Here is a 26,169-nt window from a genome sequence, read left to right on the forward strand (position 1 = left end):
CAATCAATTAGTGACGGAGGGGATCATATGAGCACGGAAATTCGTGTGCGTTACGCGCCGAGCCCAACGGGACACCTGCATATCGGGAATGCCCGTACGGCGCTGTTTAACTATCTATATGCCAAACATAATAACGGTAAATTCATTATTCGTATTGAAGATACAGACGTGAAACGGAATATTGCCGGTGGTGAAGAAAGCCAGCTGAAATACCTGAAATGGCTCGGAATTGAGTGGGATGAGAGTATTGATGTGGGCGGAGAATACGGACCATACCGTCAAACGGAACGTCTGGATCTCTATCGTAAATATACGCAGGAATTGCTGGATAAAGGTCTGGCTTACCGTTGCTTCTGCACGGAAGAGGAATTGGAGCAAGAGCGCGAGGAACAGTCAGCACGTGGAGAAACGCCTCGTTATTCTGGCAAACACCGTGACCTGACTCCAGAGCAAATTAGTGCGTTTGAAGCGGAAGGCCGCGTAGCGAGTATTCGTTTCCGTGTGCCGGAAGAGCGCACATATACGTTTGAAGATATGGTTAAAGGCACAATCTCGTTCAACAGCAAGGAATCCGGTGACTTCGTCATTGTGAAAAAGGATGGCATTCCCACATACAACTATGCCGTTGCTGTGGATGATCACTTGATGAAGATCTCCCACGTTCTGCGTGGGGAAGATCACATCTCGAACACGCCGCGTCAACTGATGATCTATGAAGCGCTCGGCTGGGAGCCGCCGCAATTCGGTCATATGACGCTGATCGTGAATGAAAACCACAAGAAGCTGAGTAAACGGGATGAGTCCGTTATTCAGTTTATTGAGCAGTATGATCAACTCGGCTATTTGCCTGAAGCGATGTTTAACTTCATTTCCCTGCTCGGCTGGTCGCCGGAAGGAGAAGAAGAGATCTTCTCGCAAGAGCAACTGATCTCCATTTTTGATACGAAACGTCTGTCCAAGAGCCCAGCGGTATTTGACACGCACAAGCTGGCTCACTTGAACAACCACTATATCAAACATGCAGACTCGGAACGTATTGCCGAAATGGCTATTCCGCATCTGCAAAAGGCTGGACGGATTCCTTCCGAGCTGTCTGCTGAACAAAAAGAATGGGCATATACTTTGGTACACCTCTACCAGGAGCAGATGAATTCTGCCTCTGATATCGTGGAATTGTCAGAAGTGTTCTTCCGTTCCAATCTGGAGCTGGAAAGTGAAGGAGAAGCTGTACTTGCTGAGGAGCAAGTGCCAACGGTGCTGAAGGCATTTGCGGATAAAGTGCAGGCTAGCGAAGAGTTCACGCCAAGCAAAATGGCTGCATTGATCAAGGAAGTGCAGAAAGAGACCGGCTTTAAGGGCAAACAGCTCTTTATGCCAATCCGTGTTGCTTTGACGGGACAGACGCATGGACGGGATCTGAATCAAACGATCGTCCTGCTAGGCCGTGATACGGTGATCGAACGTTTGCTTGCACAAGTAAAGGGTGCTTAATCAATACGTCCGGTTATTTGGATCTGAACCGGGGTTTATTTTCCATGGATACGAGGGAAGGTTATTGTCAGTCTGAGGCCTTTTCGCTATAATAACAACACAACGATTAAATGATATGATTTATCTAATAGAACAGCAAAGATCGGGAGGAGTAGACTGCCCCGGACAGATTCAGAGAGGATGGTCCCGCAGCAAAGAGAGATTTCTTTGTTTGCGGTGGCTGTGAGCCATCCACTGTCCAGCAGTCGAAATGCGCCCGTGAGCTGCATAGCCGAATCCAGCCCCGCCTTTGTCGATCATGACAAGGGAAAACGTTAGGATAGGTTGTGACGATTGGTTTCCGTTACCAAACCGCTTGAGGGCTCATTCTATTAAGAATGGACCGAGCAGAGTGGGACCGCGATAAACGCCTCTGCAGCTGAAATAGCTGCAGAGGCGTTTTTTTGTTTAGGCGAGTGTGCAGTACACTACCAAGGAACGCGCCGTCCGGTAAGCCGGAGGACGGGAACCTGAACAAGAGGGGAACGAGCATGTTCAAGAAGATCAGATCAGATATCCAGGCGGTGTTCGAAAACGATCCGGCAGCTCGGGGATGGTTTGAAGTGGTATTTACCTACTCAGGGTTGCATGCGATATGGGCACACCGGATCGCTCATTTTTTATACAAGCGAAGATGGTTCTCGTTTGCCCGGTTCATTTCGCAGGTTAGTCGTTTTATGACAGGAATAGAGATACACCCTGGAGCTACGATCGGAAATCGGTTGTTTATTGACCATGGAATGGGCGTCGTTATTGGAGAAACATGTGAGATTGGCGATGATGTCGTTATCTATCAGGGGGTTACCCTTGGCGGAACAGGGAAAGAAAAAGGAAAGAGACATCCGACCATTGGTAATAATGTGGTTATCTCGTCCGGAGCGAAAGTGCTGGGTTCATTTAGCGTGGGGGATCAATGTAACATTGGTGCCAACTCCGTTGTGCTTAAGGAAGTCCCTTCCAACAGTACCGTGGTGGGCATACCCGGCAGAATTGTTAAACAGGACGGTCGACGGGTAGATCGCCTCAGTCAACAGTTGCCCGATCCGGTCGTTGACTCCTTGCGGAGCATGCAACAAGAACTCGAACGATTGCAGCAAGAAATACGTACACTGCAGAATGCCCGTGAAAATGAGACTGTGCGTGATACAATAAATAAAGGCAGTATAGGATGAAAGGATAAGTGACCATGACGCTTCAGATTTATAATACGATGAGTCGTACAAAAGAGGATTTTGTTCCCCAAGAGCCAGGGAAAGTAAAAATGTATGTGTGCGGACCCACGGTATATGACTACATTCATATCGGGAATGCACGCCCCGTTATCTTTTTCGACACAGTTCGCGGATACCTGGAACAGACAGGACATGAAGTGAACTATGTGGTGAACTTCACCGATGTGGATGACAAACTGATCCGCAAAGCAGAACAACTTGGAACAGATGTCCCTCACGTGGCGGAGAAGTTTATTGCTGCCTATTATGAAGACCTTGAGGGATTGGGTATTCCCAAGGCAAGCAGCAACCCGAGAGTAACGGAAAACATGCCGCTCATTATTGATTTTATCCGTGAGCTGGTTGAAAAAGGATTTGCATATGAAAATGGCGGTGACGTCTATTATCGTACAGGCAAATTCAGCGAATACGGCAAACTCTCGAAACAAAACCTGCAGGAGCTGCAATTCGGAATCCGTGTGGGTGTGGACGAGCGCAAAGAGCATCCCGAAGATTTCGTGCTCTGGAAAGCTGCTAAACCAGGCGAGATCTATTGGTCTAGCCCTTGGGGCGATGGTCGACCAGGCTGGCATATCGAATGCTCTGCTATGGCTAGGGAGTACCTTGGGGATACGCTGGACATTCATGGGGGTGGACAGGATTTGCAGTTCCCACACCATGAGTGCGAATGCGCACAATCTGAAGTATTGACGGGTAAGCCACTAGCTAACTATTGGATGCATAATGGCTTTATCCGTATCGATAACGAGAAAATGTCGAAATCACTCGGCAATGGTGTTCTCGTTAAAGACTTGCGGAATCAGTATAAACGAGAAGCTATTCGTTATTTCATGTTGTCCACCCACTATCGCAACCCATTGAACTTCACGGATGATACGATGGAGCAGGCACAGAACAGTGTGGATCGGATTGCCAATGCCGTGGGTAACCTGAACCATCGTCTGAATGCGGTATCCGTAGATCAGGATATCTCAGCAGATTTTGCGGCAAGACTTGACCAGATTCGTCAACAGTATCACGAGAAGATGCAGGACGATTTCAATACACCTGATGCAATCACAGCTATGTTTGAGTGGACTGGGGAAGCCAACCAACTGTTGCAGAAAGAAGTAGTTAATGCGGCAGACATTCGTGCACTCCTCGAATTGTTCAATGAACTGAATGCTGTACTGCGCATTTATACTGACGCAGAAACAGAACTTTTGGATGAAGAAGTAGAGCGTCTGATTGAAGAGCGTGTCGAAGCGCGTAAGTCCAAAAACTGGGCAAGAGCGGATGAAATTCGCGATGAATTGTCTGCACGTGGCATCCTGCTTGAGGATACAGCGCAGGGGATGAGATGGCGGCGCAAATGAGCGAGGACTATTCGAATACACCAAAACAACAGGAGCAGGGTTCAGAAGGAGGATGGTTCCCATATCCCCCTTCCAGACCTGCGAGGTTGATTCCTCCTATTGCCCTGGCCTATATTGGTGATGCGGTATATGAGGTGGCAGTTCGTCAGTATTTGTTGTCAAAGGCTAACATGCGTCCCAATCATCTGCACCGTAGTGCGACTGGATTGGTATCAGCGAAGGCACAGAGCCGCATACTTACAAGTATTGAGGCTGAACTGACGGAAGAAGAACGGGATATCGTCCGGCAAGGGCGGAATGCCAAGTCCGGTAGTATCCCCAAAAATGCAGATGTTTTAGAATACAGACATGCTACGGCATTTGAGTGTCTCATTGGTTACCTCTACAGCAGTGGTCGTCATGATCGCATGATTGAACTGATCGGGCTTGGCATTGAGCAAGCGGAACAACAATCGCCATCACCGACAAAAAAATAGAAATTTCAACAAAACAACGCATTACAGAGAGGATCGAACAACGATGGAAGAAGAATGGATCGCCGGTAAACACTCCGTGACGGAGGCGCTGCGTTCAGGCCGGACCATTAATAAAATATGGATTGCGGATACAGCACAGAAACATCTGACTCAACCTATTATCTCGGAAGCTAAAAAACTCGGTATTGTCATTCAGCATGTGGACAAGCGTAAATTGGATCAAACCGTACCAGGCATTCAGCATCAGGGGGTAGTCGCACAAGCGGCACCTTACGCTTATGTAGAGGTAGAGGACATTCTTGCCGCAGCGAAAGCGAAGAATGAACATCCTTTCCTAATCCTCTTGGATGAGATTGAAGACCCTCATAATCTGGGTTCGATTTTGCGGACAGCAGACTGCACAGGTGCGCATGGCGTCATTGTACCCAAACGTCGCTCGGCAGCGGTAACGGTGACAGTATCCAAAACGTCAGCAGGCGCCGTGGAGTATGTACCTGTGGCTCGTGTAAGTAATCTTGGACAGACCATTGATCGCCTCAAAGAGGAAGGTGTATGGGTTGTGGGGACAGATGTCACTGCTCATGAAGGTGTCTTTGGTAACGGTGTCTTTACCGGTCCTGTTGCACTGGTAATCGGCAATGAGAACAAGGGAATGGGACGACTCATTCGCGAGAAATGCGATGTGCTGATCAAATTACCGATGCAAGGTCAGATTAATTCCCTGAATGCTTCCGTGGCAGCGGGGGTTGTCATGTATGAAGTGCTCCGCTCGCGTCAAGCGCAGGAATAGAAGGTATGGCTGATTCCCGTGATGTGCTTCTTGTAGACGGGTACAACATGATTGGCGACTGGCCGGAATTAACCAGACTGGCGGAAAGTGGGCTGGAAGAGGCGCGCAACAGGCTTCTCTTTCGTCTCGCTGACTACCAGGCTTTCTCCGGCCGTCGAGTCATTGTTGTGTTTGACGCCTACCTCGTGCCTGGACTCGGTAAATCCTTTACACAGAGCAAAGTGCAGATCTATTTTACAAAGGAAAAAGAGACGGCAGACGAATGCATTGAGAGACTCGTTCGGGAACTAAGCATGCGAAGACGCCAAATCTATGTGGCTACGAGCGATATGGTAGAGCAACATGTCATATTCGGACAGGGTGCACTGCGCGTATCTGCAAGGGAGTTGCTGATTGAAGTGGAGCAGAACGAAAAAGAGTTAAAGAAACGACTGGAAGAAGATCAGGCGAAGACAACACGAAATACACTCGGAGGCAAGTTAAGTCCGGATGTATTGAAAGAGTTTGAACGCTGGAGACGGGAATAATAGCGCGCTTTTTACAATATTTAGAATATTGAAAGTCTTGACATTTATGTTATTGATGTTCTTTTTTAGGCAGAGCGTGGTTGACGGTGTGAGGTACCATCATATATACTGATCGTATATTTCATAGAGTAGAGTAACGGGGTACCTTGCGTTGCAGCCGGAGGGATTGTCTGTGAGTGTCGACCTCAAAGATATCATGTTATCCAAGTATGATTACCAAAGTGACGAAGACATTGTCGAAGCTTTCCGTGAAGGCGAAAGCGAAGCGTTAGAGTTTTTGATTAACAAATATCGTAACTTTGTACGCGCCAAGGCAAGATCTTATTTTCTGATTGGGGCAGACCGGGAAGATATTATTCAAGAAGGAATGATTGGCCTCTACAAATCCATTCGAGATTTCAAAGGGGACAAGCTGGCTTCGTTCAAGGCTTTTGCCGAACTGTGTATTACAAGACAGATCATCACGGCCATTAAGACAGCAACACGTCAGAAACATATTCCGCTTAATTCTTATGTATCTCTGGACAAGCCTATTTATGACGAAGAGTCTGATCGTACGTTACTCGATGTGATTTGTGGAACCCAGGTCAGTGATCCGGAAGAACTTATCATTAATCAGGAAGAGTTTGTGGGCCTGGAAGATAAAATGTCCGAGATTCTGAGTGATCTGGAACGTAAAGTATTGATGTTGTATCTGGACGGGAGATCTTATCAAGAGATTGCAGTAGATTTGGACAGACATGTGAAGTCCATTGATAATGCACTTCAGCGCGTTAAGCGCAAACTTGAAAAGTACCTGGAAGTTCGAGATAATTAAACACATGTTGTCGTTGACGGAAAAGGCTCGGTGTTTGAGTCTTTTTTTAGTGTCTCAAGTTTATAAAATCAAAGAATGTTTATACTAGTAATCGCTCGGTCCATGTAGGAGAAGAGGAAAACAGAGATTTGAAACAAGAGTAAGGTGTGCGGAAGTAATACCCAATAAATGAAAGGCTATTCTTTCATTGACATGGTTATACCCTTGTGATAAAGTGTTTAGGTAGGCCTAAATTTATGGCTTTTTTTCAGGATCAATTTAGAGACTCTGCTTGAATGTGGAAGTCTTCGGGAGGTGTACATCATGCGGGTAATTATTACTTTGGCTTGTACGAACTGCAAACAAAGAAATTACACTACGACAAAAAACAAGCGTAATCACCCCGACCGCATGGAGATGAAGAAATTTTGCAAGTTTTGTAACGAGCAGACTTCTCATCGCGAAACCAGATAGTTTTTGGAGGTGTCGGCGTGAAACGAAGTTTCAAATCTCTGATTTCCTTTTTCACAGAAAGCTGGGCTGAACTTAAAAAAGTTCGCTGGCCTAATCGTAAAGAGCTGACCAACTACACATTGATCGTACTTGGTACTGTTGTGGTTATGACGCTGTTTTTTTGGGTCATTGACATTGGCATCTCCTTTGTGATCGAAGCGATTATTTAAGAAGGGTTCCGGTGGCTTGATATGGAAAAAAGATGGTACGTCGTTCATACCTATTCAGGGTATGAGAATAAGGTCAAAGCCAATTTGGAAAAACGCGTAGAGTCTATGGGCATGGAAGACAAGATATTCCGCGTTCTTGTTCCTATGGAAGAAGAAGTGGTAAACAAGGACGGTAAGAAAAAAACCGTTATGCGTAAAGTTTATCCCGGTTATGTCTTGGTGGAAATGGTACAGACGGATGATTCTTGGTATGTTGTTCGCAACACACCAGGTGTTACAGGATTTGTCGGTTCGACAGGTTCTGGGTCCAAACCAACTGCCTTGTTGCCTGAAGAAGTGGAACAAATTCTGAAGCACATGGGTATGGTTGAACCTAAGCCGAAAATTGAGTTCGATATTAAGGAATCCGTACGTATTAAAGTCGGTCCTTTTGCGAATTTTGTAGGCTCCGTGGAAGAAATTTTGGTAGACAAAAGCAAGTTGAAAGTGCACGTGAACATGTTTGGACGGGAAACGCCGCTTGAGTTGGAATACACGCAAGTGGAGAAGATATAGTCTCTTCAAGTTTCTTGTGGGAGGGTTGAAAAACCCGTTAACCACTATTTTGCAAGGAGGTGTCAATCATGGCGAAAAAAGTTATTAAAATGGTAAAACTGCAGATTCCAGCAGGTAAAGCAAACCCAGCACCACCAGTAGGTCCAGCTTTGGGTCAAGCAGGTGTCAACATCATGGCATTCTGTAAAGAATTCAACGCTCGTACAGCTGATCAAGCGGGATTGATTATTCCAGTTGAAATTTCTGTATTCGAGGACCGTTCCTTTACTTTCATCACTAAAACTCCACCAGCAGCAGTTCTGTTGAAAGTGGCAGCTAAAGTTGAAAAAGGATCCGGCGAACCGAACAAGAAAAAAGTTGCTACTGTTAAACGTGATGCGGTTCGTCAAATCGCAGAACAAAAAATGCCTGACCTGAATGCAGCTGACGTTGAGTCTGCTATGCGTATGGTCGAAGGTACTGCCCGCAGCATGGGTATCACCATCGAAGACTAATTTTCATAAGAAACATGGCTTCGTAAAACCGGTCGATTCGCGACCGGTTGATGTGGGAGGTATATCCGCTAACACCACAAAGGAGGAATAAAACATGGCTAAACACGGTAAAAAATACCTGGAAGCTGCTAAGCTGATTGACAGCGAAGCAACTTACGAGCCTTCAGAAGCTGTAGAGCTTGTGAAAAAGGCAGCTACTGCAAAATTCGATGAAACAATCGAAGCAGCAGTTCGTTTGGGTGTAGACCCTCGTAAGCAAGACCAGGCTGTACGTGGTGTTGTTGTCTTGCCACACGGCACAGGTAAAACACAACGCGTATTGGTATTTGCAAAAGGTGACAAAGCGAAAGAAGCGGAAGCGGCTGGCGCGGACTATGTTGGTGATGCAGACATGATCAACAAAATCCAACAAGGCTGGTTCGAATTCGACGTCTGCGTAGCGACACCAGATATGATGAGTGAAGTAGGTAAATTGGGCCGACTGCTAGGCGGTAAAGGTCTGATGCCTAACCCTAAAGCCGGAACGGTAACTTTCGATGTAACTAAGGCTGTTCAAGAAATTAAAGCCGGTAAAATCGAATATCGTCTGGATCGTGCAGGTCAAATTCATGCACCGATCGGTAAAGCTTCTTTCTCTTCTGAGCAACTGAATGAGAACTTTAAAGCTCTCATGGAAGCTCTGAATCGTGCTAAACCGGCGGCAGCAAAAGGTGTTTATCTGAAGAATGTTAGTCTTTCTTCCACGATGGGCCCTGGCGCACGCGTGAACGCAGCAGCTTTTAGATAATAGTTCTTGACAGGGTTGACCTGTTTTGATAAGATATAAAAGTTGTGAGTCCGAGTGACTGACCGTTGACATTTGAATATGCTTACCGTAGACAGTAGGTGCCATTTGGCTTAATTTCCTGCCGAGGTGTGATTATAGAACTTAGAACGATGCAAATCGGTTGTGAGTATATATCAAGCCTTCGTGAATCTACGGAGGCTTTTCTTAATGGGATAAATTTGATCAGGAGGTGTACAGATTGGCAAACGCAAAAGTGATTCAAGCAAAACAAGAGTCCGTTGATGCAGTAACAGCAAAATTGCGCGAGAGCGTTACAACTGTTGTTGTTGACTATCGCGGATTGAACGTTGCCCAAGTAACTGAGTTGCGTAAGCAACTTCGTGAAGCAGGGATCGAATTCCAAGTGCTGAAAAACTCGTTGCTTCGCCGTGCAGCTGCAGCAGCAGAACTGACAGAACTCGATAGTGTTCTTACAGGTCCTACTGCAATTGCATTCAGCGTAGATGACGTTGTGGCTCCAGCTAAAATTCTGAACGACTTCGCGAAAAAGAACGATGCACTGGAATTGAAAGGTGCAGTCGTAGAAGGTCGCGTAATCGGAGTAGAAGAAGTTAAGGCGTTGGCAGAATTGCCATCCCGCGATGGACTCCTCTCCATGCTCCTCAGCGTGCTTCAAGCGCCAGTGCGCAACTTCGCGCTTGCGGTTAAAGCAGTTGCAGAGAAAGAAGAACAAGGCGCGTAAGCAACTTGATCTGAACGCCGCTTAGGTGGCAAATGAATTTAAAAAAAATAATATTATATATGGAGGTTCACTCATGAGTAAAGAGCAAATCTTGGAAGCAATCAAAGGCATGACTGTACTGGAATTGAACGATCTTGTTAAAGCAATCGAAGAAGAATTCGGCGTAACTGCTGCAGCTCCAGTAGCTGCTGCAGGTGCAGTAGCTTCTGCTGAAGCTGAGCAATCCGAGTTCGACGTAATCTTGACTAGCGCTGGTGCTTCCAAAATCAACGTTATCAAAGCAGTTCGCGAAATCACAGGTCTTGGCCTGAAAGAAGCAAAAGAACTGGTTGACAACGCTCCAAAAGCACTGAAAGAAAAAGTTGCTAAAGAAGAAGCAGAAGCGGTTAAAGCTAAGCTTGAAGAAGCTGGCGCTACAATCGAAGTTAAATAATTTAGCTTTTACAAGCTAGATGAACAAAACAACAAACCCCTTGACTTATATCAAGGGGTTTGTTGCTGTAATTGTAAATGGAAAGTGAGTGATGACATGTCCAATCACTATTATTCGGACAAACCGCAAGTAGCGCATGATCGCAAAGCAACTGAAGCGGTTCTTCGCGGATTCAGTCTGCGACTCGTGACTGACGCCGGTGTATTTTCCAAAAACGGAATCGATTATGGTAGCAGAGTATTGATTGATGCGATAGAGTTGCCACCCGGAGCTCATGTTCTCGATGTGGGTTGCGGGTATGGCCCGATGGGTCTTACAGCAGCCAAGCTTGTACCGGATGGGCATGTCACCATGATCGATATCAACGAGAGAGCTGTTGAGCTTTCCAAGGAAAATGCAAAAGCGAACGGAATCAGCAATGTTACAGTATTGCAAAGTAATCTACTGACTGAAGTGAAAAAGCAAGATTTTGACGTTGTACTGACCAATCCACCTATACGGGCTGGGAAAGAAACGGTTCATGCTATTTTCGAACAGGCACATCGTCATTTGAAGGTAGGCGGTTCGTTATGGATTGTCATTCAGAAGAAGCAAGGTGCCCCATCAGCGAAAGCGAAATTGGAATCTTTGTTTGGACGAGTGGAAGAAGTGACGAAGGATAAAGGCTATCGGATTTTTAAAGCGGTGAAAGCGGAAGAAGCATCTACTAGAAGCTAAATCCGAGTTTGTAAAGTAAGCAGGCGATCATTTTTTTTGCAATAGGACTATTGACTTGAAATTCAGGTCGTGGTATTATTGTAAAATGTCAGTATTAAGATGCCCTACTTGGCTTTAGCTAACTAAAAATGTCAACCTTTTTTTTACGCCGAACGGGCTTATTATGCCTAAGTTTGGCGTATAATATGTACATTTTGGGCAAACTGGGGATAAGAATGATTTGGAAAGACATCCGCCGATCAAAGTTGCTCTTTTTTCGAACGACATTTCGAGTAAGGGCTTTTCTTTATTTGTGGATGCATTGCTTTGCTCTGTATGTGTACCATTATAAGGTTACAAACAGAGGTTCGCAACGAAATTTTTAAAGTGAGTAGACATTGAGGGGTGAGTTTAAGTTGGCAGGACATCTTGTTCAATATGGTCGACGCACTCGGCGCAGTTATGCACGAATTAACGAGATACTCGAAGTTCCGAACCTGATCGAGATCCAACAAAAATCCTATGATTGGTTTTTGGAGGAAGGGTTGCGCGAAATGTTCCAGGATATCTCGCCGATCCAGGATTTTACAGGTAACTTGATTTTGGAATTTATCGATTACAGTCTCGGTGAACCGAAGTATACAGTAGACGACGCGAAAGAGCGTGACGTTACTTATGCAGCACCGCTTCGGGTCAAAGTCCGGCTCATTAATAAGGAAACCGGCGAAGTCAAAGAGCAGGAAGTATTCATGGGAGATTTCCCGCTGATGACCAACACGGGCACATTTATTATTAATGGTGCGGAACGGGTTATTGTCAGCCAGTTGGTTCGCTCTCCTAGCGTTTACTTCAGTACCAAAGTAGATAAAAACGCCAAAAAAACGTATACCGCTACAGTTATTCCTAACCGCGGCGCTTGGCTGGAACTGGAGATGGACGCGAAGGATGTTGTTTACGTCCGGATCGACCGTACACGTAAAATACCAGTTACGGTTCTCCTGCGTTCACTTGGTTTTGGCACAGATGCTGAGATTCTGGATCTGCTCGGTAATGACGAATATATCCGCAACACACTGGACAAAGACAACACGGATTCCACGGAGAAAGCACTCATTGAGATCTATGAGCGTCTTCGTCCGGGCGAGCCGCCAACGCTTGATAATGCGAAAAGCTTGCTCGTAGCGCGTTTCTTTGATCCAAAACGTTATGACCTGGCTAATGTAGGTCGTTACAAAATGAACAAGAAGCTTCACATCAAAAACCGTTTGTTTAACCAGCGTTTGGCTGAGTCACTTGTGGACGCTGAAACAGGTGAAATTATCGCTGAAGCAGGTCAAATGGTTGATCGTCGCTTGTTGGATGAGATCATGCCGTATCTTGAGAAAAGCGTTGGGTTCCGCACGTATCACGTGGGTAACGGCGTTTTGGATGCCAATGATATCCCTATGCAAACGATTGATGTGTTCTCACCAACAGAAGATGGTAAAGTAGTCAAACTGATTGCCAATGGAATCATTGACAAGTCCGTTAAAAACGTGACGCCGGCGGATATTATTTCGTCCATCAGTTATTTCCTTAACCTTCTGCAGGGAATTGGTAGCACGGATGATATTGACCATCTGGGTAACCGTCGTTTGCGTTCGGTGGGTGAACTCCTGCAGAACCAGTTCCGTATCGGTTTGTCCCGTATGGAGCGTGTGGTTCGTGAGAGAATGTCCATTCAGGATGCTAACGTAATTACACCACAGGCATTGATCAACATACGTCCTGTTATTGCATCGATTAAAGAGTTCTTTGGTAGCTCCCAATTGTCACAGTTTATGGATCAAACGAACCCACTGGGTGAGTTGACACATAAACGTCGTTTGTCCGCACTCGGACCCGGTGGTTTGACGCGTGAACGCGCAGGTATGGAAGTGCGTGACGTCCATCCATCCCACTATGGCCGGATGTGTCCAATCGAGACTCCAGAGGGACCAAACATCGGTTTGATCAACTCCTTGTCTACGTTTGCCCGTGTGAATGAATATGGCTTCATTGAAGCTCCATATCGTTGGGTTGATCCGAAGACAGGTATTGTAACCGAGCAAATTGATTACCTGACAGCGGACGAAGAGGACAACTATGTCATCGCGCAAGCGAATGCGAAGTTGAACGAAGACGGTACGTTTGAAGAAGAAGCGATCATTGTACGTTACAACAAACAGTCGGATAACATCCTTACGATGCCGAGTGAGCGAGTTGACTACATGGACGTATCTCCTAAACAGGTTGTATCCGTCGCTACAGCGCTGATCCCGTTCCTTGAGAACGATGACTCCAACCGTGCACTCATGGGATCCAACATGCAGCGGCAGGCCGTTCCACTCTTGATTCCTAAAGCACCACTTGTAGGAACAGGTATGGAGCACAAAGCTGCAAAAGATTCTGGTGTATGTATTGTCTCCGATTATGACGGAATTATTGAACGTTCTTCTGCGAACGAAATTTGGCTCCGTCGTGTTGAAGAAGTGGATGGTCAGGAAGTCAAAGGCGATATCGTTAAATATAAATTACACAAATTTATGCGTTCGAACCAAGGAACATGCATTAACCAACGTCCGATTGTCAAAAGAGGAGCCGCTGTCAAAGCTGGCGATATCCTCGCTGATGGTCCTTCAACGGAAATGGGTGAATTGGCTCTGGGACGTAACGTCGTTGTTGCCTTCATGACTTGGGAAGGTTACAACTACGAGGATGCGATCTTGCTCAGTGAGAAACTCGTTAAGGAAGATGTATACACATCCATCCATATCGAAGAGTATGAGTCAGAAGCACGTGATACCAAACTCGGACCTGAAGAGATCACACGTGACATCCCTAACGTTGGGGAAGAAGCGTTGCGTAACTTGGATGAGCGCGGTATTATCCGCATCGGTGCTGAGATTAGCGCTGGCGACATTCTTGTTGGTAAAGTAACACCTAAGGGTGTAACAGAGCTGACTGCAGAAGAACGTCTCTTGCATGCGATCTTTGGTGAGAAAGCACGTGAAGTACGTGATACTTCCTTGCGTGTACCACATGGTACTGATGGTATCGTAGTAGACGTGAAAGTATTTACCCGTGAAAACGGTGATGAGCTGCCTCCAGGTGTTAACCAGCTCGTTCGTGTATATATCGCTCAAAAACGGAAAATTTCCGAGGGTGATAAAATGGCCGGACGTCACGGTAACAAAGGGGTCGTGGCCCGGATCTTGCCGGAAGAAGATATGCCTTTCCTGCCAGACGGTACACCGGTTCAGATCGTTCTTAACCCACTGGGCGTACCTTCCCGGATGAACATCGGTCAAGTACTCGAGGTTCACTTGGGTATGGCCGCGATGCAACTGGGTATTCACGTAGCAACACCTGTATTCGACGGAGCGAAGGAGTATGATGTCTTCGATACGATGGAAGAAGCAGGTATGCAACGTAATGGTAAAACCGTCCTGTATGATGGTCGTACAGGTGAAGAGTTCGAACGTGAAGTTACTGTGGGTGTCATGCACATGATCAAATTGGCACACATGGTTGATGATAAAATCCATGCCCGTTCCACGGGTCCTTACTCACTTGTTACGCAACAGCCATTGGGTGGTAAAGCCCAATTCGGTGGACAGCGTTTCGGGGAGATGGAAGTATGGGCGCTTGAGGCATACGGTGCTGCTTATACACTGCAAGAAATCTTGACTGTTAAGTCCGATGATGTAGTTGGTCGGGTTAAAACGTATGAATCCATCGTCAAAGGCGAGAATGTTCCGGAACCAGGCGTTCCTGAGTCATTCAAAGTATTGATCAAAGAGCTGCAAAGCTTGGGTATGGACGTTAAGATTTTGAGTGAAGATGAGCAAGAGATTGAAATGAGAGAAATGGACGATGAAGATGACGCTGCGAGCGATAAGCTCAGCCTCAACCTTGAGGGTACAGAGGTCGGAGCGGAATAACCGCTTCGAGCGCATGATGACCGGCGTTTTTCATCAGGCTCGCGTCTTGCTCCGGCTTCGGCCGGAGAGGGCGTAACCTAGAATACAGGAATTGGTTAAGGAGGGTTGCTCCTTGTTGGACGTCAACAATTTCGAATACATGAAGATCGGGCTTGCTTCCCCAGAGAAAATTCGTTCTTGGTCCCGCGGAGAAGTGAAAAAACCGGAAACGATCAACTATCGTACGTTGAAACCGGAAAAAGAAGGGCTGTTCTGCGAAAAGATTTTTGGCCCTACAAAAGACTGGGAATGTCATTGCGGTAAATACAAACGCGTCCGTTATAAAGGCGTTGTCTGTGATCGTTGTGGCGTTGAAGTAACACGTGCGAAAGTACGCCGCGAACGGATGGGCCATATTGAGCTCGCTGCTCCGGTATCGCATATCTGGTACTTCAAAGGTATTCCGAGCCGTATGGGTCTTGCGCTGGATATGTCTCCAAGATCACTCGAAGAGATTATTTATTTTGCATCATATGTTGTAACTGATCCAGGAGAAACTCCACTGGAGAAAAAACAGCTGTTGTCCGAGAAAGAATACCGCAGCTACCGTGAAAAATACGGCTATGGTTTCCAGGCTGGCATGGGCGCAGAAGCGGTTAAAAAATTGCTTCAAGACCTTGACATAGACAAAGAGCTCGAGTTCCTGAAAGAAGAGCTCCGGACTGCGCAAGGGCAACGTCGTAATCGTGCAATCAAACGTCTGGAAGTTATCGAAGCATTCCGCAACTCCGGCAACAAGCCAGAGTGGATGATTATGGATGTACTTCCTGTTATCCCGCCGGAACTTCGTCCAATGGTACAGCTGGATGGTGGACGTTTTGCAACGTCTGACCTGAATGACTTGTATCGCCGTGTAATTAACCGGAACAACCGTCTGAAACGTCTGCTTGATCTGGGCGCGCCAGATATTATCGTACAAAATGAAAAACGGATGTTGCAGGAAGCTGTTGACGCATTGATCGATAATGGTCGTCGCGGACGCCCGGTAACGGGTCCTGGTAACCGTCCTTTGAAATCCCTCAGCCACATGCTGAAAGGTAAACAAGGACGTTTCCGTCAGAACTTGCTCGGTAAACGGGTTGACTATTCTGGTCGTTCCGTTATCGTTGTCGGACCTTACCTGAAAATGTATCAGTGTGGTCTGCCAAAAGATATGGCACTGGAACTGTTCAAGCCTTTCGTTATGAAAGAGCTCGTTAATAAAGGCCTTGCCCACAACATCAAGAGCGCAAAACGTAAAGTTGAGCGTGTAAGTCCTGAAGTATGGGATGTTCTTGAAGAAGTAATCAAGGAGCATCCGGTTCTGTTGAACCGTGCCCCTACGCTTCACAGACTCGGTATTCAAGCATTTGAACCGATTCTCGTTGAAGGTAAAGCAATTCGTCTTCACCCACTCGTATGTACAGCATACAATGCCGACTTTGACGGTGACCAAATGGCCGTGCACGTTCCGTTGTCCGCTGAAGCTCAAGCGGAAGCACGTATCCTGATGCTCGCATCAGGTAACATTTTGAACCCGAAAGACGGTAAACCGGTTGTTACTCCTTCCCAGGATATGGTGCTTGGTTCTTATTACCTCACTATGGACAACAAGGAAGAAAAGGGCACAGGTATGATCTTGCGTACAGTTAACGAAGCTGTATCGGCATACCAACGTGGTACTGCTGGTCTGCATGCGCGTGTGGCTATTCCGGTTAAGGCGCTTGGTAAAACAAGCTTCACGGATGAACAGCAAGAAGGAATGTTGCTGACAACGATTGGTAAAATTATCTTTAACGAAATTTTCCCGGCAAGCTTCCCGTATATCAATGACGCGACTCGTGCGAACCTGTACCAAGGTACTGCAGATCACTCATTTGTATATGAAAAAGGTGCTGATCTCAGAGAAGCTATTATGAATGCTCCTCTGGCTGGCGGTGTCGGCAAAGAATATCTGGGATCCATCATTGCACGTTGTTTTGAAATTTATCACACAACGGAAACAGCCGTTATTTTGGATAAAATCAAACAACTCGGATTCACATATTCTACTCGTGCCGGTATTACGGTTGCGGTTTCTGATGTTATCGTTCCGCCTGAGAAGTTTGAAATTCTTAGACAGTCTGAGGAAAAGGCACAAATCGTTACGAACCAGTACCGTCGTGGTCTGATTACGAATGAAGAGCGCTATGACCGTATCATTGATATCTGGTCAAAATCCAAAGATGACATCACGGAGATTTTGATGAAATCCATGGATCGATACAACTCGATCATGATGATGGTAGACTCCAAAGCACGGGGTAACAAATCGCAAATCACCCAATTGGGCGGTATGCGTGGTCTGATGGCCAACCCATCCGGTCGTATTATCGAACTCCCAATCAAATCGAACTTCCGTGAAGGTCTGACGGTACTCGAGTACTTTATCTCCACTCACGGAGCGCGTAAAGGTTTGGCGGATACAGCCCTGCGTACAGCCGATTCAGGTTACCTGACTCGTCGTCTCGTAGACGTAGCCCAAGACGTAATTGTGCGTGATGATGATTGTGGTACAGATAAAGGCTTTACGGTAAGTCGTATCCAGGATGGTAAAGAGGTTATTGAAGATCTCTACGACCGTATTGAAGGCAGATATTGCTTCGAGACAGTTCGTCATCCGGAAACGAAAGAAATCATTGCAGGTCGCAATGAATTGATTGACTCCGATAAAGCAGAGGCGATCATCAAAGCGGGAATCACCAAATTGCAAATTCGCTCCGTACTCAGCTGCCGTGCAAGTCATGGTGTCTGCAAGAAGTGTTACGGTCGCAACCTTGCGACAGGTAAACACGTGGAGATCGGTGAAGCAGTTGGGATTATTGCAGCACAATCCATTGGTGAGCCAGGAACACAGCTTACAATGCGTACGTTCCATACCGGCGGTGTAGCCGGAGACGATATTACGCAAGGTTTGCCGCGTATCCAAGAGTTGTTTGAAGCTCGTAATCCTAAGGGTCAAGCAACAATCAGTGAGATTGATGGTGTAGTTAAAGAGATTCGCGAAGCGAAAGATCGTCGTGAAATTGAAATTCAAGGTGAAGCGGAATCTAAAGTATACTCCGTTACCTACGGTTCCCGTGTGCGCGTAAGCGAAGGCATGGAAATTGAAGCGGGTGACGAGTTGACAGACGGTTCTATCGATCCAAAAGAAATGCTGCGCATTAAAGGCGTACGTGGCGTACAAAACTACATTTTGCAGGAAGTACAGCGCGTATACCGTAACCAAGGCGTAGAAATCAATGATAAGCACGTTGAAGTTATGATCCGTCAAATGCTGCGTAAAATCCGCATCGTAGATGCAGGGGATACAACGTTGCTGCCAGGATCGTTCGTAGATACGCATGAGTACGAAAGAGCTAACAAAATTGCGATTCTTAGTGATAAAGAGCCAGCGGTTGCAAAACCAATCTTGCTCGGTATTACAAAAGCATCCCTGGAAACAGACTCCTTCCTCTCGGCGGCTTCGTTCCAAGAAACTACACGTGTACTGACAGATGCAGCGATCAAAGGTAAAGTCGATCAGTTGCTCGGTCTGAAGGAAAATGTAATCATCGGTAAATTGATTCCTGCAGGTACAGGTATGCACCGTTACCGCAGCATCAAATTTGCTGAGCCAGAAGATGGCCAATCTTCAGTAGAAGAACTCGAGCCAGTTTCCGTTGATTAAATAGATTTCTCCTCTACATGAGTAGAATGAAAGTTTTGTACGTCAGGAGGCGGACGCTTGTATAATACAGGCGGACGATTCCTGATGTACGAAAACTTTTGAAAAAATGTTTTAGGATTAGCATTGACATTGCTTGCGCTAGATGCTAATATATCAAAGGTGCGTGGGCAGCTGATTGTACATGGTTTATATTCGGAGGAATGCACAATGTCTAATGAAAAAGCCTTGCAAGATGCTCATGTCAAAATTGGTACCAAACAGACCATGCGGATGGTGCAGACAGGTATGGCTTCCGAAGTCTATGTCGCAGAAGATAGTGATCCGCAGCTCACTTCCAAAATCATTGCACTGTGTGAACAACACAATGTGAAATGCACGAAAGTGGATACAATGAAAAATCTCGGCAAGGCTTGCGGGATTGGAGTGGGAGCAGCTATGGCTGCTGTCGTAAAATGATAGTGTAAGGAACGTTTTTGTCCGAGAACTTTTAGGGATTCTCCAAGGCAAAAACTTTTCATTTGTCTTTTTATGAACCGCCTGGGTCTGTGGACTTAGCGAAAAGAGGTTTATAAAGAAACATGAATATTTGAGGAAGGGGGTGGCAATCACATGCCAACTATTAACCAACTGGTTCGTAAAGGACGTCAAGCAAAAGTTGAGAAGTCAAAATCTCCAGCTTTGCAAAAAGGATTCAACGCTTTGAAACGTGAATCTACTAACATCAGTGCCCCACAAAAACGTGGTGTCTGCACTCGTGTAGGTACAATGACTCCACGTAAACCAAACTCTGCACTTCGTAAGTATGCCCGTGTTCGTTTGACGAACCGTCTCGAGGTAACTGCTTATATCCCGGGAATCGGACATAACCTTCAAGAGCACAGTGTGGTATTGATCCGCGGAGGTAAAGTTAAAGACCTTGCAGGAGTTCGTTATCACATCGTTCGTGGAGCTCTCGATACTGCAGGCGTGAACAACCGTATGCAAGCTCGTTCGAAATACGGTGCGAAGCGTCCAAAAGCTAAAAAAGCCTAAACCATTATAAGCAGTAAGCCTGAATGCCTTCTGGCCTAAGTCTGGAAGGTACAGGATCTGCTGAACAAGAAAGAAAGGGGGATATCCATGCCACGCAAAGGTCCAGTTACGAAAAGAGACGTGTTGCCTGATCCGGTATACAACAGCAAGTTGGTTACTCGTTTGATCAATCGCATCATGCTCGACGGAAAACGCGGTGTTGCTCAAAGCATTCTGTATAATGCGTTCAAGTTGATTCAAGAACGTACGGGTAATGACCCGATGGAAGTATTTGAAGCAGCTATCAAGAATATCATGCCAGTCCTGGAAGTTAAAGCTCGCCGTGTCGGCGGTGCCAACTACCAAGTACCAATCGAGGTAAAACCAGAGAGACGTACTGCTCTGGGACTACGTTGGCTCGTGAACTACTCCCGCAACCGCGGTGAGAAAACAATGGAAGAGCGTTTGGCGGCTGAGATCATCGACGCTTCCAACAACACAGGCGCTTCCGTTAAAAAACGTGAAGATACGCACAAAATGGCTGAAGCGAACAAAGCGTTTGCTCACTACCGTTGGTAGGATTCAGTTCACAATAAAAAACTTCAATTTTGAAGGGAGACCCATTTCATGGCTAGAGAGTTCTCCTTGAAAAATACACGTAATATCGGGATCATGGCTCATATTGATGCGGGTAAAACCACGACAACTGAGCGGATCTTGTTCTACACAGGACGTACGCACAAAATCGGTGAAGTACACGAAGGCGCTGCGACAATGGACTGGATGGAACAGGAACAGGAGCGCGGAATTACGATTACTTCCGCTGCAACTACCGCTGCTTGGAAAGGCCACCGCGTTAATATTATTGATACCCCGGGACACGTTGACTTCACTGTTGAAGTTGAACGTTCCCTTCGTGTATTGGACGGAGCAGTTGGTGTATTCAGTGCGAAAGAAGGCGTTGAGCCTCAGTCGGAAACCGTATGGAGACAGGCTGACAAGTACGGCGTACCTCGTATCGCATATGTAAACAAAATGGATATCATCGGTGCTGACTTCCTGAACGTTGTATCTGACATGCGTGATCGCCTTCAAGCGAACGCTGTTGCGATTCAACTTCCAATCGGCGCTGAAAATGATTTCAAAGGTATCATCGATATCGTTGCACAAAGAGCTCATATGTATAAAGATGATCTTGGACAAGATATCGAAGAAACCGACATTCCTGCAGAATTTGCAGATCAAGTTGAAGAACTTCGCAACGAGTTGATTGAGCGCGTTGCTGAACTGGACGAAGATTTGACAATGAAATACCTGGAAGGCGAAGAGATCACAATTGATGAGATCAAATCGGTACTCCGTAAAGGTGTTGTAGATGTTAAGATCTTCCCAGTTATCTGTGGATCCTCATACCGTAACAAAGGTGTTCAACTGATGTTGGACGCTGTTATCGACTACTTGCCAGCTCCAACAGATGTACCATCAATCACTGGTCATCTTGAAGATGGAACTGAAGCAGTTCGTAAGTCCTCTGATGAAGAGCCATTCTCCGCATTGGCATTCAAAATCATGACTGACCCTTACGTTGGTAAATTGACATTCTTCCGCGTATACTCCGGTGTTCTTCAATCCGGTTCTTATGTATTGAATGCTACTAAAAACAAACGTGAGCGTATCGGTCGTATCCTTCAAATGCATGCGAACAGCCGTCAAGAGATCACTGAAGTTTACTCCGGTGATATTGCAGCTGCCGTAGGTTTGAAAGATACGGGTACAGGTGATACACTATGTGATGAGAAAAATCCGGTTATCCTGGAGTCAATGAACTTCCCTGATCCGGTTATCGAAATCGCCGTTGAACCTAAAACCAAAGCTGACCAAGATAAAATGGGTGTTGCTCTCGGTAAGTTGACTGAAGAGGATCCAACTCTTCGAGCTCATACTGACGAAGAAACAGGTCAAACAATCTTGGCAGGTATGGGTGAGCTTCACCTTGATATCATCATCGATCGTATGCGTCGTGAGTTCAAGGTTGAAACTACTGTGGGTAAACCACAAGTAGCTTACCGTGAAACATTCCGTGCTCCAGCGCGCGTTGAAGGTAAATTCGTACGTCAATCCGGTGGTCGTGGTCAATACGGTCACGTATGGGTTGAGTTCGAACCTCTCGAGCCGGGTACAGGCAGCCAGTTCGAAAGTAAGGTTGTCGGTGGTTCCGTTCCAAGAGAATACATTCAACCTGCACTGTCAGGGATTGAAGAGCAAATGAAAAACGGCGTTATCGCAGGCTTCCCGCTTGTAGACGTTAAGGCTACAATCGTAGACGGATCTTACCATGATGTCGATTCCAATGAGATGGCGTTTAAAATTGCCGGATCTATGGCGCTGAAAGCAGCAAAAGACAAGTGTAAACCAGTTCTGCTTGAGCCAATCATGAAAGTAGAAGTAACAGTTCCAGAAGAGTACATGGGTGACGTAATGGGTATGTTGAATTCCCGTCGTGGCCGCATCGAAGGTATGGATTCCCGTAGTGGAGCTCAAATCATCCGTGCTAAGGTACCTTTGTCTGAAATGTTTGGTTACTCTACAACTCTTCGTTCCGGTACTCAAGGACGCGGCGTATTCTCCATGGAACTCTCTCACTATGAAGAAGTTCCTAAGAGCATCGCTGAAGAAATCGTTGCCAAAACAAAAGGCACCGAGTAGTTTTCTCACACTGGATGTAAGTGCATAAGAATTTAATTCGGAGCACTTCATTCAGTGAAAACATAAAATTATAATTTTAAGGAGGCCACGTTCAAATGGCAAAGGCTAAATACGAACGTAATAAACCCCACGTTAACATCGGTACTATCGGTCACGTCGATCACGGTAAAACAACTCTGACTGCTGCAATCACAACTGTATTGTCCAAAACTTACGGTGGTGCTGCTGTAGCATTCGACCAAATCGACAAAGCTCCAGAAGAGCGCGAGCGCGGTATCACTATCTCCACAGCACACGTTGAGTACGAAACTGACACTCGTCACTACGCTCACGTAGACTGCCCAGGTCACGCCGACTATGTTAAAAACATGATCACTGGCGCGGCACAAATGGACGGAGCTATCTTGGTAGTATCCGCAGCTGACGGCCCAATGCCACAAACTCGTGAGCACATCTTGCTCTCCCGTCAAGTAGGCGTACCTTACATTGTTGTATTCTTGAACAAATGTGACATGGTTGAAGACGAAGAGTTGTTGGAATTGGTTGAGATGGAAGTTCGCGACCTTCTTAACGAATATGAGTTCCCAGGTGACGATACTCCAATCACTCGTGGATCCGCTCGTGAAGCATTGGCTAACCCTGATGGTGAGTGGGCTCAAAAAATCGTTGAGATGTTCAAAGAGATCGACACTTACATCCCACTGCCTGAGCGTCAAACTGACAAGCCTTTCTTGATGCCTGTCGAGGACGTATTCTCCATCACTGGTCGTGGTACTGTTGCTACTGGCCGCGTAGAGCGTGGTACTGTTAAAGTCGGCGAAGAGATCGAAATCGTTGGTATCACTGAAGAAACTAAAAAATCTGTTGTAACAGGCGTTGAGATGTTCCGCAAATTGCTGGATTCCGCTCAAGCTGGTGACAACATCGGAGCACTTCTTCGTGGTGTTGACCGTAACAACATCGAGCGTGGCCAAGTATTGGCTAAACCGGGTTCTGTTAAGCCACACACAGAATTCACAGCTCAAATCTACGTTCTGACTAAAGAAGAGGGCGGACGTCACAAGCCATTCTTCACTGGTTACCGTCCACAGTTCTACTTCCGTACAACTGACGTAACAGGCATCATCAACTTGCCTGAAGGTACTGAAATGGTAATGCCTGGTGATAACATCACTGTTACTGTTTCCCTGATCTCCCCAATCGCGATTGAAGAAGGAACTAAGTTCTCCATTCGTGAAGGCGGACGTACAGTAGGTGCCGGTTCCGTAGCATCTATCCAAAAATAATTTGGCTTAACGCTGAATAAAGCATATGCAACAGTGTACTGGAACGAGTAACAGTGTATTGTAACGAAGCTTCGGAAGAGTTCTTTATCCGACATCGGATAAAGAACTCTTTTATTATGTGTAAAGTTTCGGAACCTGCGTCATGCGAAAGGAACATCATTTACGAGTTTAGAAGGATTGGCTAGGCAGCCTGGATATTGAAGATAAACACTGCAGTAAACGAAGTCATTTCATCAGAAAAGATAAGTTTAAATGTTTTTCTTAAATATGCTTGCAATACGGCCATCTTTTCTATATAATAATAAATGTTGTTCTGTGACGTTGCGATGATGTGAGAGGTTACTGGCACACCCGGCCCCTTTGCCATGGGACAGTGGCTAGAAAATTTTCACGGAGTATGTCCGATAAAAAATTGGGCGATAGAAGGAGGGACTAAAATGGCAAAGCAAAAAATTCGTATTCGTTTGAAAGCTTACGACCACAGAATTCTTGATCAATCCGCGGAGAAAATTGTTGAAACAGCAAAACGTTCGGGTGCAGGTGTATCCGGTCCGATTCCGCTTCCTACTGAAAAACAAATCATTACTATTCTTCGTGCGGTGCACAAGTACAAGGATTCTCGGGAGCAATTCGAACAACGCACACATAAGCGTTTGATCGACATCGTTAACCCGACTCCACAAACTGTGGATGCCTTGATGCGCTTGGATCTGCCGTCCGGTGTAGATATCGAAATTAAATTGTAATATAAGCTACAACAAAGACCATGTATAAAGGAAAAGAGGTGTCAACATGAAAGCAATCTTAGGAAAAAAACTCGGAATGACTCAAGTATTTACACCTGAGGGTAACGTTGTACCAGTAACGGTTATCGAAGCAGGCCCTTGTGTTGTTTTGCAAAAGAAAGACATTGAGAATGATGGCTACGAAGCAATTCAAATCGGTTACTCCGATAAGAAAGAGAAAAACGCTAACAAGCCAGAAGCAGGTCACGCTAAAAAAGCGAACACTGCCCCTAAGCGCTACGTTCGTGAAGTTCGCGGTATCAACATCGCAGAATATGAAGTTGGCCAAGAACTGAAAGCTGACATTTTCGCTGAAGGCGAATTCGTTGATGTAACGGGTATTTCTAAAGGTAAAGGTTTTGCCGGCGTTATCAAACGTTGGGGACAAAGCACTGGACCTATGTCACACGGTTCGCGTTACCACCGTGGCCCAGGTTCAATGGGTTCGATCCAAGCTAACCGCGTTCCTAAAGGCAAACGCCTGCCAGGACACATGGGACATGATACTGTTACAATCCAACGTCTTGAAGTAGTTAAAGTAGACGCTGAGCGTAACGTGTTGCTCGTGAAAGGATCCATTCCTGGACCGAAAAACAGTCTCATTAAAGTTAAAGAAACGGTGAAAAAATAACCACTGAAGAAAGGAGGAACACAAAATGCCAAAAGTATCAGTTTACAATGTAGATGGTAGCCAAGTAGGCGAAGTTGAATTGAACGATGCGGTTTTCGGAATTGAACCGAACCAACACGTTCTGTACGATGCAGTTCTTATGCAACGCGCTTCCCTTCGTCAAGGTACCCACAAAGTAAAAGGACGTTCTGAAGTACGTGGCGGTGGACGTAAGCCTTGGAAACAAAAAGGTACAGGTCGCGCTCGTCAAGGTTCAATTCGTTCACCACAATGGAAAGGCGGCGGTATCGTATTTGGTCCAACACCACGGAGCTATGCGTATAAACTGCCTAAGAAAGTTCGCCGTTTGGCGATCAAATCAGCCCTTTCATCCAAAGTGCTTGACAATGACATTATCGTTTTGGACGCTCTCACGTTGAGCACACCTAAAACTAAAGAATTCGCAGCCATCTTGAGTAACCTCAAAGTGGGACGTAAAGCTTTGATCGTAGCTCCTAGCTATGATGATAATGTAGCTCTTTCCGCACGGAATATTCCAGGCGTGAAATTCGTAGCTGCTGACGGCATTAATGTTCTTGACGTGCTTTCGCACGACAAATTGATCATTACGAAAGAAGCAGTTCAGAAGGTAGAGGAGGTGCTCGCGTAATGAAGGATCCTCGTGATATTGTAAAACGTCCGATTATTACGGAACGTACTGCTGACATGATGAACGACTTGAAATATGTATTTGAAGTCGATATCCGTGCAAACAAAACCGAGATCAAAAAGGCAGTAGAAGCTATTTTCAATGTAAAAGTGAAAAACGTGAACACGCTTCGTGTTCCAGCTAAGCCAAAACGGTACGGACGTTATTCCGGATATACTAGCGAATGGAAAAAAGCGTTTGTAACGCTGACAAAAGACAGCAAAACGCTTGAGTTCTTTGAAACTGTATAATTGAATTTTTGAAGTAAGGAGGGAAA

General features: G+C 46.0%; 26 protein-coding genes and 1 other annotated feature. All 26 genes read left to right on the forward strand.

The window, feature by feature from the left end; all coding sequences use genetic code 11:
• The first annotated feature begins 27 nt into the window (after positions 1-27).
• Complete coding sequence (gltX, locus tag WFI24_RS32575; protein ID WP_336765977.1) at positions 28-1,491, forward strand: glutamate--tRNA ligase; 1,464 nt, start codon at positions 28-30, stop codon at positions 1,489-1,491.
• Positions 1,492-2,021: 530 nt separating this feature from the next.
• Entirely contained in the window at positions 2,022-2,702 is a 681-nt protein-coding gene (cysE, locus tag WFI24_RS32580) for a serine O-acetyltransferase (protein WP_145326576.1), read from the forward strand.
• Positions 2,703-2,716: 14 nt separating this feature from the next.
• Positions 2,717-4,117 (forward strand): cysteine--tRNA ligase, encoded by a 1,401-nt coding sequence (cysS, locus tag WFI24_RS32585; RefSeq protein WP_145326575.1) that lies wholly within the window; start codon positions 2,717-2,719, stop codon positions 4,115-4,117.
• Positions 4,114-4,593 (forward strand): Mini-ribonuclease 3, encoded by a 480-nt coding sequence (locus tag WFI24_RS32590; RefSeq protein ID WP_336766009.1) that lies wholly within the window; start codon positions 4,114-4,116, stop codon positions 4,591-4,593. The genes cysS and WFI24_RS32590 overlap by 4 nt, the downstream gene beginning before the upstream one ends.
• A 43-nt stretch (positions 4,594-4,636) precedes the next feature.
• Positions 4,637-5,383, forward strand: a complete 747-nt coding sequence (gene rlmB / locus WFI24_RS32595; RefSeq protein ID WP_017692057.1) for a 23S rRNA (guanosine(2251)-2'-O)-methyltransferase RlmB — start codon at positions 4,637-4,639, stop codon at positions 5,381-5,383.
• 5 nt (positions 5,384-5,388) lie between these two features.
• On the forward strand, positions 5,389-5,910 hold the full coding sequence (locus tag WFI24_RS32600; RefSeq protein ID WP_062836174.1) for an NYN domain-containing protein: 522 nt from the start codon (positions 5,389-5,391) through the stop codon (positions 5,908-5,910).
• Positions 5,911-6,082: 172 nt separating this feature from the next.
• Positions 6,083-6,727, forward strand: coding sequence for an RNA polymerase sporulation sigma factor SigH (gene sigH / locus WFI24_RS32605; protein ID WP_017692059.1), 645 nt, complete (start codon positions 6,083-6,085; stop codon positions 6,725-6,727).
• A gap of 303 nt (positions 6,728-7,030) precedes the next feature.
• Positions 7,031-7,180, forward strand: coding sequence for a 50S ribosomal protein L33 (gene rpmG, locus WFI24_RS32610; protein WP_072735843.1), 150 nt, complete (start codon positions 7,031-7,033; stop codon positions 7,178-7,180).
• A 17-nt stretch (positions 7,181-7,197) separates the two neighbouring features.
• Positions 7,198-7,389, forward strand: coding sequence for a preprotein translocase subunit SecE (gene secE, locus WFI24_RS32615; RefSeq protein ID WP_105406954.1), 192 nt, complete (start codon positions 7,198-7,200; stop codon positions 7,387-7,389).
• Positions 7,390-7,410: 21 nt separating this feature from the next.
• Positions 7,411-7,944 carry a transcription termination/antitermination protein NusG gene (gene nusG, locus WFI24_RS32620; protein WP_024633599.1) on the forward strand — a complete coding sequence of 178 codons (534 nt, stop codon included), beginning with the start codon at positions 7,411-7,413 and terminating at the stop codon, positions 7,942-7,944.
• A gap of 68 nt (positions 7,945-8,012) precedes the next feature.
• Entirely contained in the window at positions 8,013-8,438 is a 426-nt protein-coding gene (gene rplK, locus WFI24_RS32625; RefSeq protein WP_056697655.1) for a 50S ribosomal protein L11, read from the forward strand.
• A gap of 94 nt (positions 8,439-8,532) precedes the next feature.
• The gene (rplA, locus tag WFI24_RS32630) at positions 8,533-9,225 is read left to right on the forward strand and encodes a 50S ribosomal protein L1 (protein ID WP_017692063.1); all 693 of its coding nucleotides are present in this window, start codon (positions 8,533-8,535) and stop codon (positions 9,223-9,225) included.
• 67 nt (positions 9,226-9,292) lie between these two features.
• Positions 9,293-9,440, forward strand: a sequence feature (ribosomal protein L10 leader region).
• 23 nt (positions 9,441-9,463) lie between these two features.
• The gene (gene rplJ / locus WFI24_RS32635) at positions 9,464-9,967 is read left to right on the forward strand and encodes a 50S ribosomal protein L10 (protein ID WP_017692064.1); all 504 of its coding nucleotides are present in this window, start codon (positions 9,464-9,466) and stop codon (positions 9,965-9,967) included.
• Between the two features lie 73 nt (positions 9,968-10,040).
• On the forward strand, positions 10,041-10,400 hold the full coding sequence (gene rplL / locus WFI24_RS32640) for a 50S ribosomal protein L7/L12 (protein WP_145326574.1): 360 nt from the start codon (positions 10,041-10,043) through the stop codon (positions 10,398-10,400).
• Between the two features lie 96 nt (positions 10,401-10,496).
• The gene (locus WFI24_RS32645; protein ID WP_336765981.1) at positions 10,497-11,117 is read left to right on the forward strand and encodes a class I SAM-dependent methyltransferase; all 621 of its coding nucleotides are present in this window, start codon (positions 10,497-10,499) and stop codon (positions 11,115-11,117) included.
• A 395-nt stretch (positions 11,118-11,512) separates the two neighbouring features.
• Positions 11,513-15,058: a DNA-directed RNA polymerase subunit beta gene (gene rpoB, locus WFI24_RS32650; RefSeq protein ID WP_145326572.1), complete on the forward strand. Its 3,546-nt coding sequence runs from the start codon at positions 11,513-11,515 to the stop codon at positions 15,056-15,058.
• Between the two features lie 112 nt (positions 15,059-15,170).
• Complete coding sequence (gene rpoC, locus WFI24_RS32655; protein ID WP_145326571.1) at positions 15,171-18,785, forward strand: DNA-directed RNA polymerase subunit beta'; 3,615 nt, start codon at positions 15,171-15,173, stop codon at positions 18,783-18,785.
• Positions 18,786-18,992: 207 nt separating this feature from the next.
• Positions 18,993-19,241, forward strand: a complete 249-nt coding sequence (locus WFI24_RS32660; RefSeq protein WP_017692069.1) for a ribosomal L7Ae/L30e/S12e/Gadd45 family protein — start codon at positions 18,993-18,995, stop codon at positions 19,239-19,241.
• Between the two features lie 153 nt (positions 19,242-19,394).
• Positions 19,395-19,817, forward strand: coding sequence for a 30S ribosomal protein S12 (gene rpsL, locus WFI24_RS32665; RefSeq protein ID WP_017692070.1), 423 nt, complete (start codon positions 19,395-19,397; stop codon positions 19,815-19,817).
• Positions 19,818-19,904: 87 nt separating this feature from the next.
• Positions 19,905-20,375 (forward strand): 30S ribosomal protein S7, encoded by a 471-nt coding sequence (rpsG, locus tag WFI24_RS32670; protein ID WP_018753997.1) that lies wholly within the window; start codon positions 19,905-19,907, stop codon positions 20,373-20,375.
• Positions 20,376-20,423: 48 nt separating this feature from the next.
• The gene (gene fusA / locus WFI24_RS32675; protein WP_124118838.1) at positions 20,424-22,502 is read left to right on the forward strand and encodes an elongation factor G; all 2,079 of its coding nucleotides are present in this window, start codon (positions 20,424-20,426) and stop codon (positions 22,500-22,502) included.
• A gap of 95 nt (positions 22,503-22,597) precedes the next feature.
• Complete coding sequence (gene tuf / locus WFI24_RS32680; RefSeq protein WP_062836181.1) at positions 22,598-23,788, forward strand: elongation factor Tu; 1,191 nt, start codon at positions 22,598-22,600, stop codon at positions 23,786-23,788.
• Between the two features lie 437 nt (positions 23,789-24,225).
• On the forward strand, positions 24,226-24,534 hold the full coding sequence (rpsJ, locus tag WFI24_RS32685; RefSeq protein ID WP_017692074.1) for a 30S ribosomal protein S10: 309 nt from the start codon (positions 24,226-24,228) through the stop codon (positions 24,532-24,534).
• A gap of 46 nt (positions 24,535-24,580) precedes the next feature.
• A complete protein-coding gene (gene rplC, locus WFI24_RS32690; RefSeq protein WP_024633587.1) occupies positions 24,581-25,204 on the forward strand; it encodes a 50S ribosomal protein L3 in 624 nt (207 codons plus the stop codon).
• Positions 25,205-25,229: 25 nt separating this feature from the next.
• Positions 25,230-25,853 carry a 50S ribosomal protein L4 gene (gene rplD, locus WFI24_RS32695; RefSeq protein WP_017692076.1) on the forward strand — a complete coding sequence of 208 codons (624 nt, stop codon included), beginning with the start codon at positions 25,230-25,232 and terminating at the stop codon, positions 25,851-25,853.
• Entirely contained in the window at positions 25,853-26,143 is a 291-nt protein-coding gene (gene rplW, locus WFI24_RS32700; protein WP_017692077.1) for a 50S ribosomal protein L23, read from the forward strand. Before rplD ends, rplW begins: the two co-directional genes overlap by 1 nt.
• The last annotated feature ends 26 nt before the right edge of the window (positions 26,144-26,169 follow it).

The organism is Paenibacillus sp. USHLN196 (assembly GCF_037144955.1).
GTDB classification, from domain to species: Bacteria; Bacillota; Bacilli; order Paenibacillales; family Paenibacillaceae; genus Paenibacillus; species Paenibacillus xylanexedens_C.

Coding starts and splice junctions, on each gene's coding strand:
- gltX (WP_336765977.1), top strand. CDS start 28: ATGAGCACGGAAATTCGTGTGCGTTACGCGCCGAGCCCAACGGGACAC.
- cysE (WP_145326576.1), top strand. CDS start 2,022: ATGTTCAAGAAGATCAGATCAGATATCCAGGCGGTGTTCGAAAACGAT.
- cysS (WP_145326575.1), top strand. CDS start 2,717: ATGACGCTTCAGATTTATAATACGATGAGTCGTACAAAAGAGGATTTT.
- WFI24_RS32590 (WP_336766009.1), top strand. CDS start 4,114: ATGAGCGAGGACTATTCGAATACACCAAAACAACAGGAGCAGGGTTCA.
- rlmB (WP_017692057.1), top strand. CDS start 4,637: ATGGAAGAAGAATGGATCGCCGGTAAACACTCCGTGACGGAGGCGCTG.
- WFI24_RS32600 (WP_062836174.1), top strand. CDS start 5,389: ATGGCTGATTCCCGTGATGTGCTTCTTGTAGACGGGTACAACATGATT.
- rpmG (WP_072735843.1), top strand. CDS start 7,031: ATGCGGGTAATTATTACTTTGGCTTGTACGAACTGCAAACAAAGAAAT.
- nusG (WP_024633599.1), top strand. CDS start 7,411: ATGGAAAAAAGATGGTACGTCGTTCATACCTATTCAGGGTATGAGAAT.
- rplK (WP_056697655.1), top strand. CDS start 8,013: ATGGCGAAAAAAGTTATTAAAATGGTAAAACTGCAGATTCCAGCAGGT.
- rplA (WP_017692063.1), top strand. CDS start 8,533: ATGGCTAAACACGGTAAAAAATACCTGGAAGCTGCTAAGCTGATTGAC.
- rplL (WP_145326574.1), top strand. CDS start 10,041: ATGAGTAAAGAGCAAATCTTGGAAGCAATCAAAGGCATGACTGTACTG.
- WFI24_RS32645 (WP_336765981.1), top strand. CDS start 10,497: ATGTCCAATCACTATTATTCGGACAAACCGCAAGTAGCGCATGATCGC.
- WFI24_RS32660 (WP_017692069.1), top strand. CDS start 18,993: ATGTCTAATGAAAAAGCCTTGCAAGATGCTCATGTCAAAATTGGTACC.
- rpsL (WP_017692070.1), top strand. CDS start 19,395: ATGCCAACTATTAACCAACTGGTTCGTAAAGGACGTCAAGCAAAAGTT.
- rpsG (WP_018753997.1), top strand. CDS start 19,905: ATGCCACGCAAAGGTCCAGTTACGAAAAGAGACGTGTTGCCTGATCCG.
- fusA (WP_124118838.1), top strand. CDS start 20,424: ATGGCTAGAGAGTTCTCCTTGAAAAATACACGTAATATCGGGATCATG.
- tuf (WP_062836181.1), top strand. CDS start 22,598: ATGGCAAAGGCTAAATACGAACGTAATAAACCCCACGTTAACATCGGT.
- rpsJ (WP_017692074.1), top strand. CDS start 24,226: ATGGCAAAGCAAAAAATTCGTATTCGTTTGAAAGCTTACGACCACAGA.
- rplC (WP_024633587.1), top strand. CDS start 24,581: ATGAAAGCAATCTTAGGAAAAAAACTCGGAATGACTCAAGTATTTACA.
- rplD (WP_017692076.1), top strand. CDS start 25,230: ATGCCAAAAGTATCAGTTTACAATGTAGATGGTAGCCAAGTAGGCGAA.
- rplW (WP_017692077.1), top strand. CDS start 25,853: ATGAAGGATCCTCGTGATATTGTAAAACGTCCGATTATTACGGAACGT.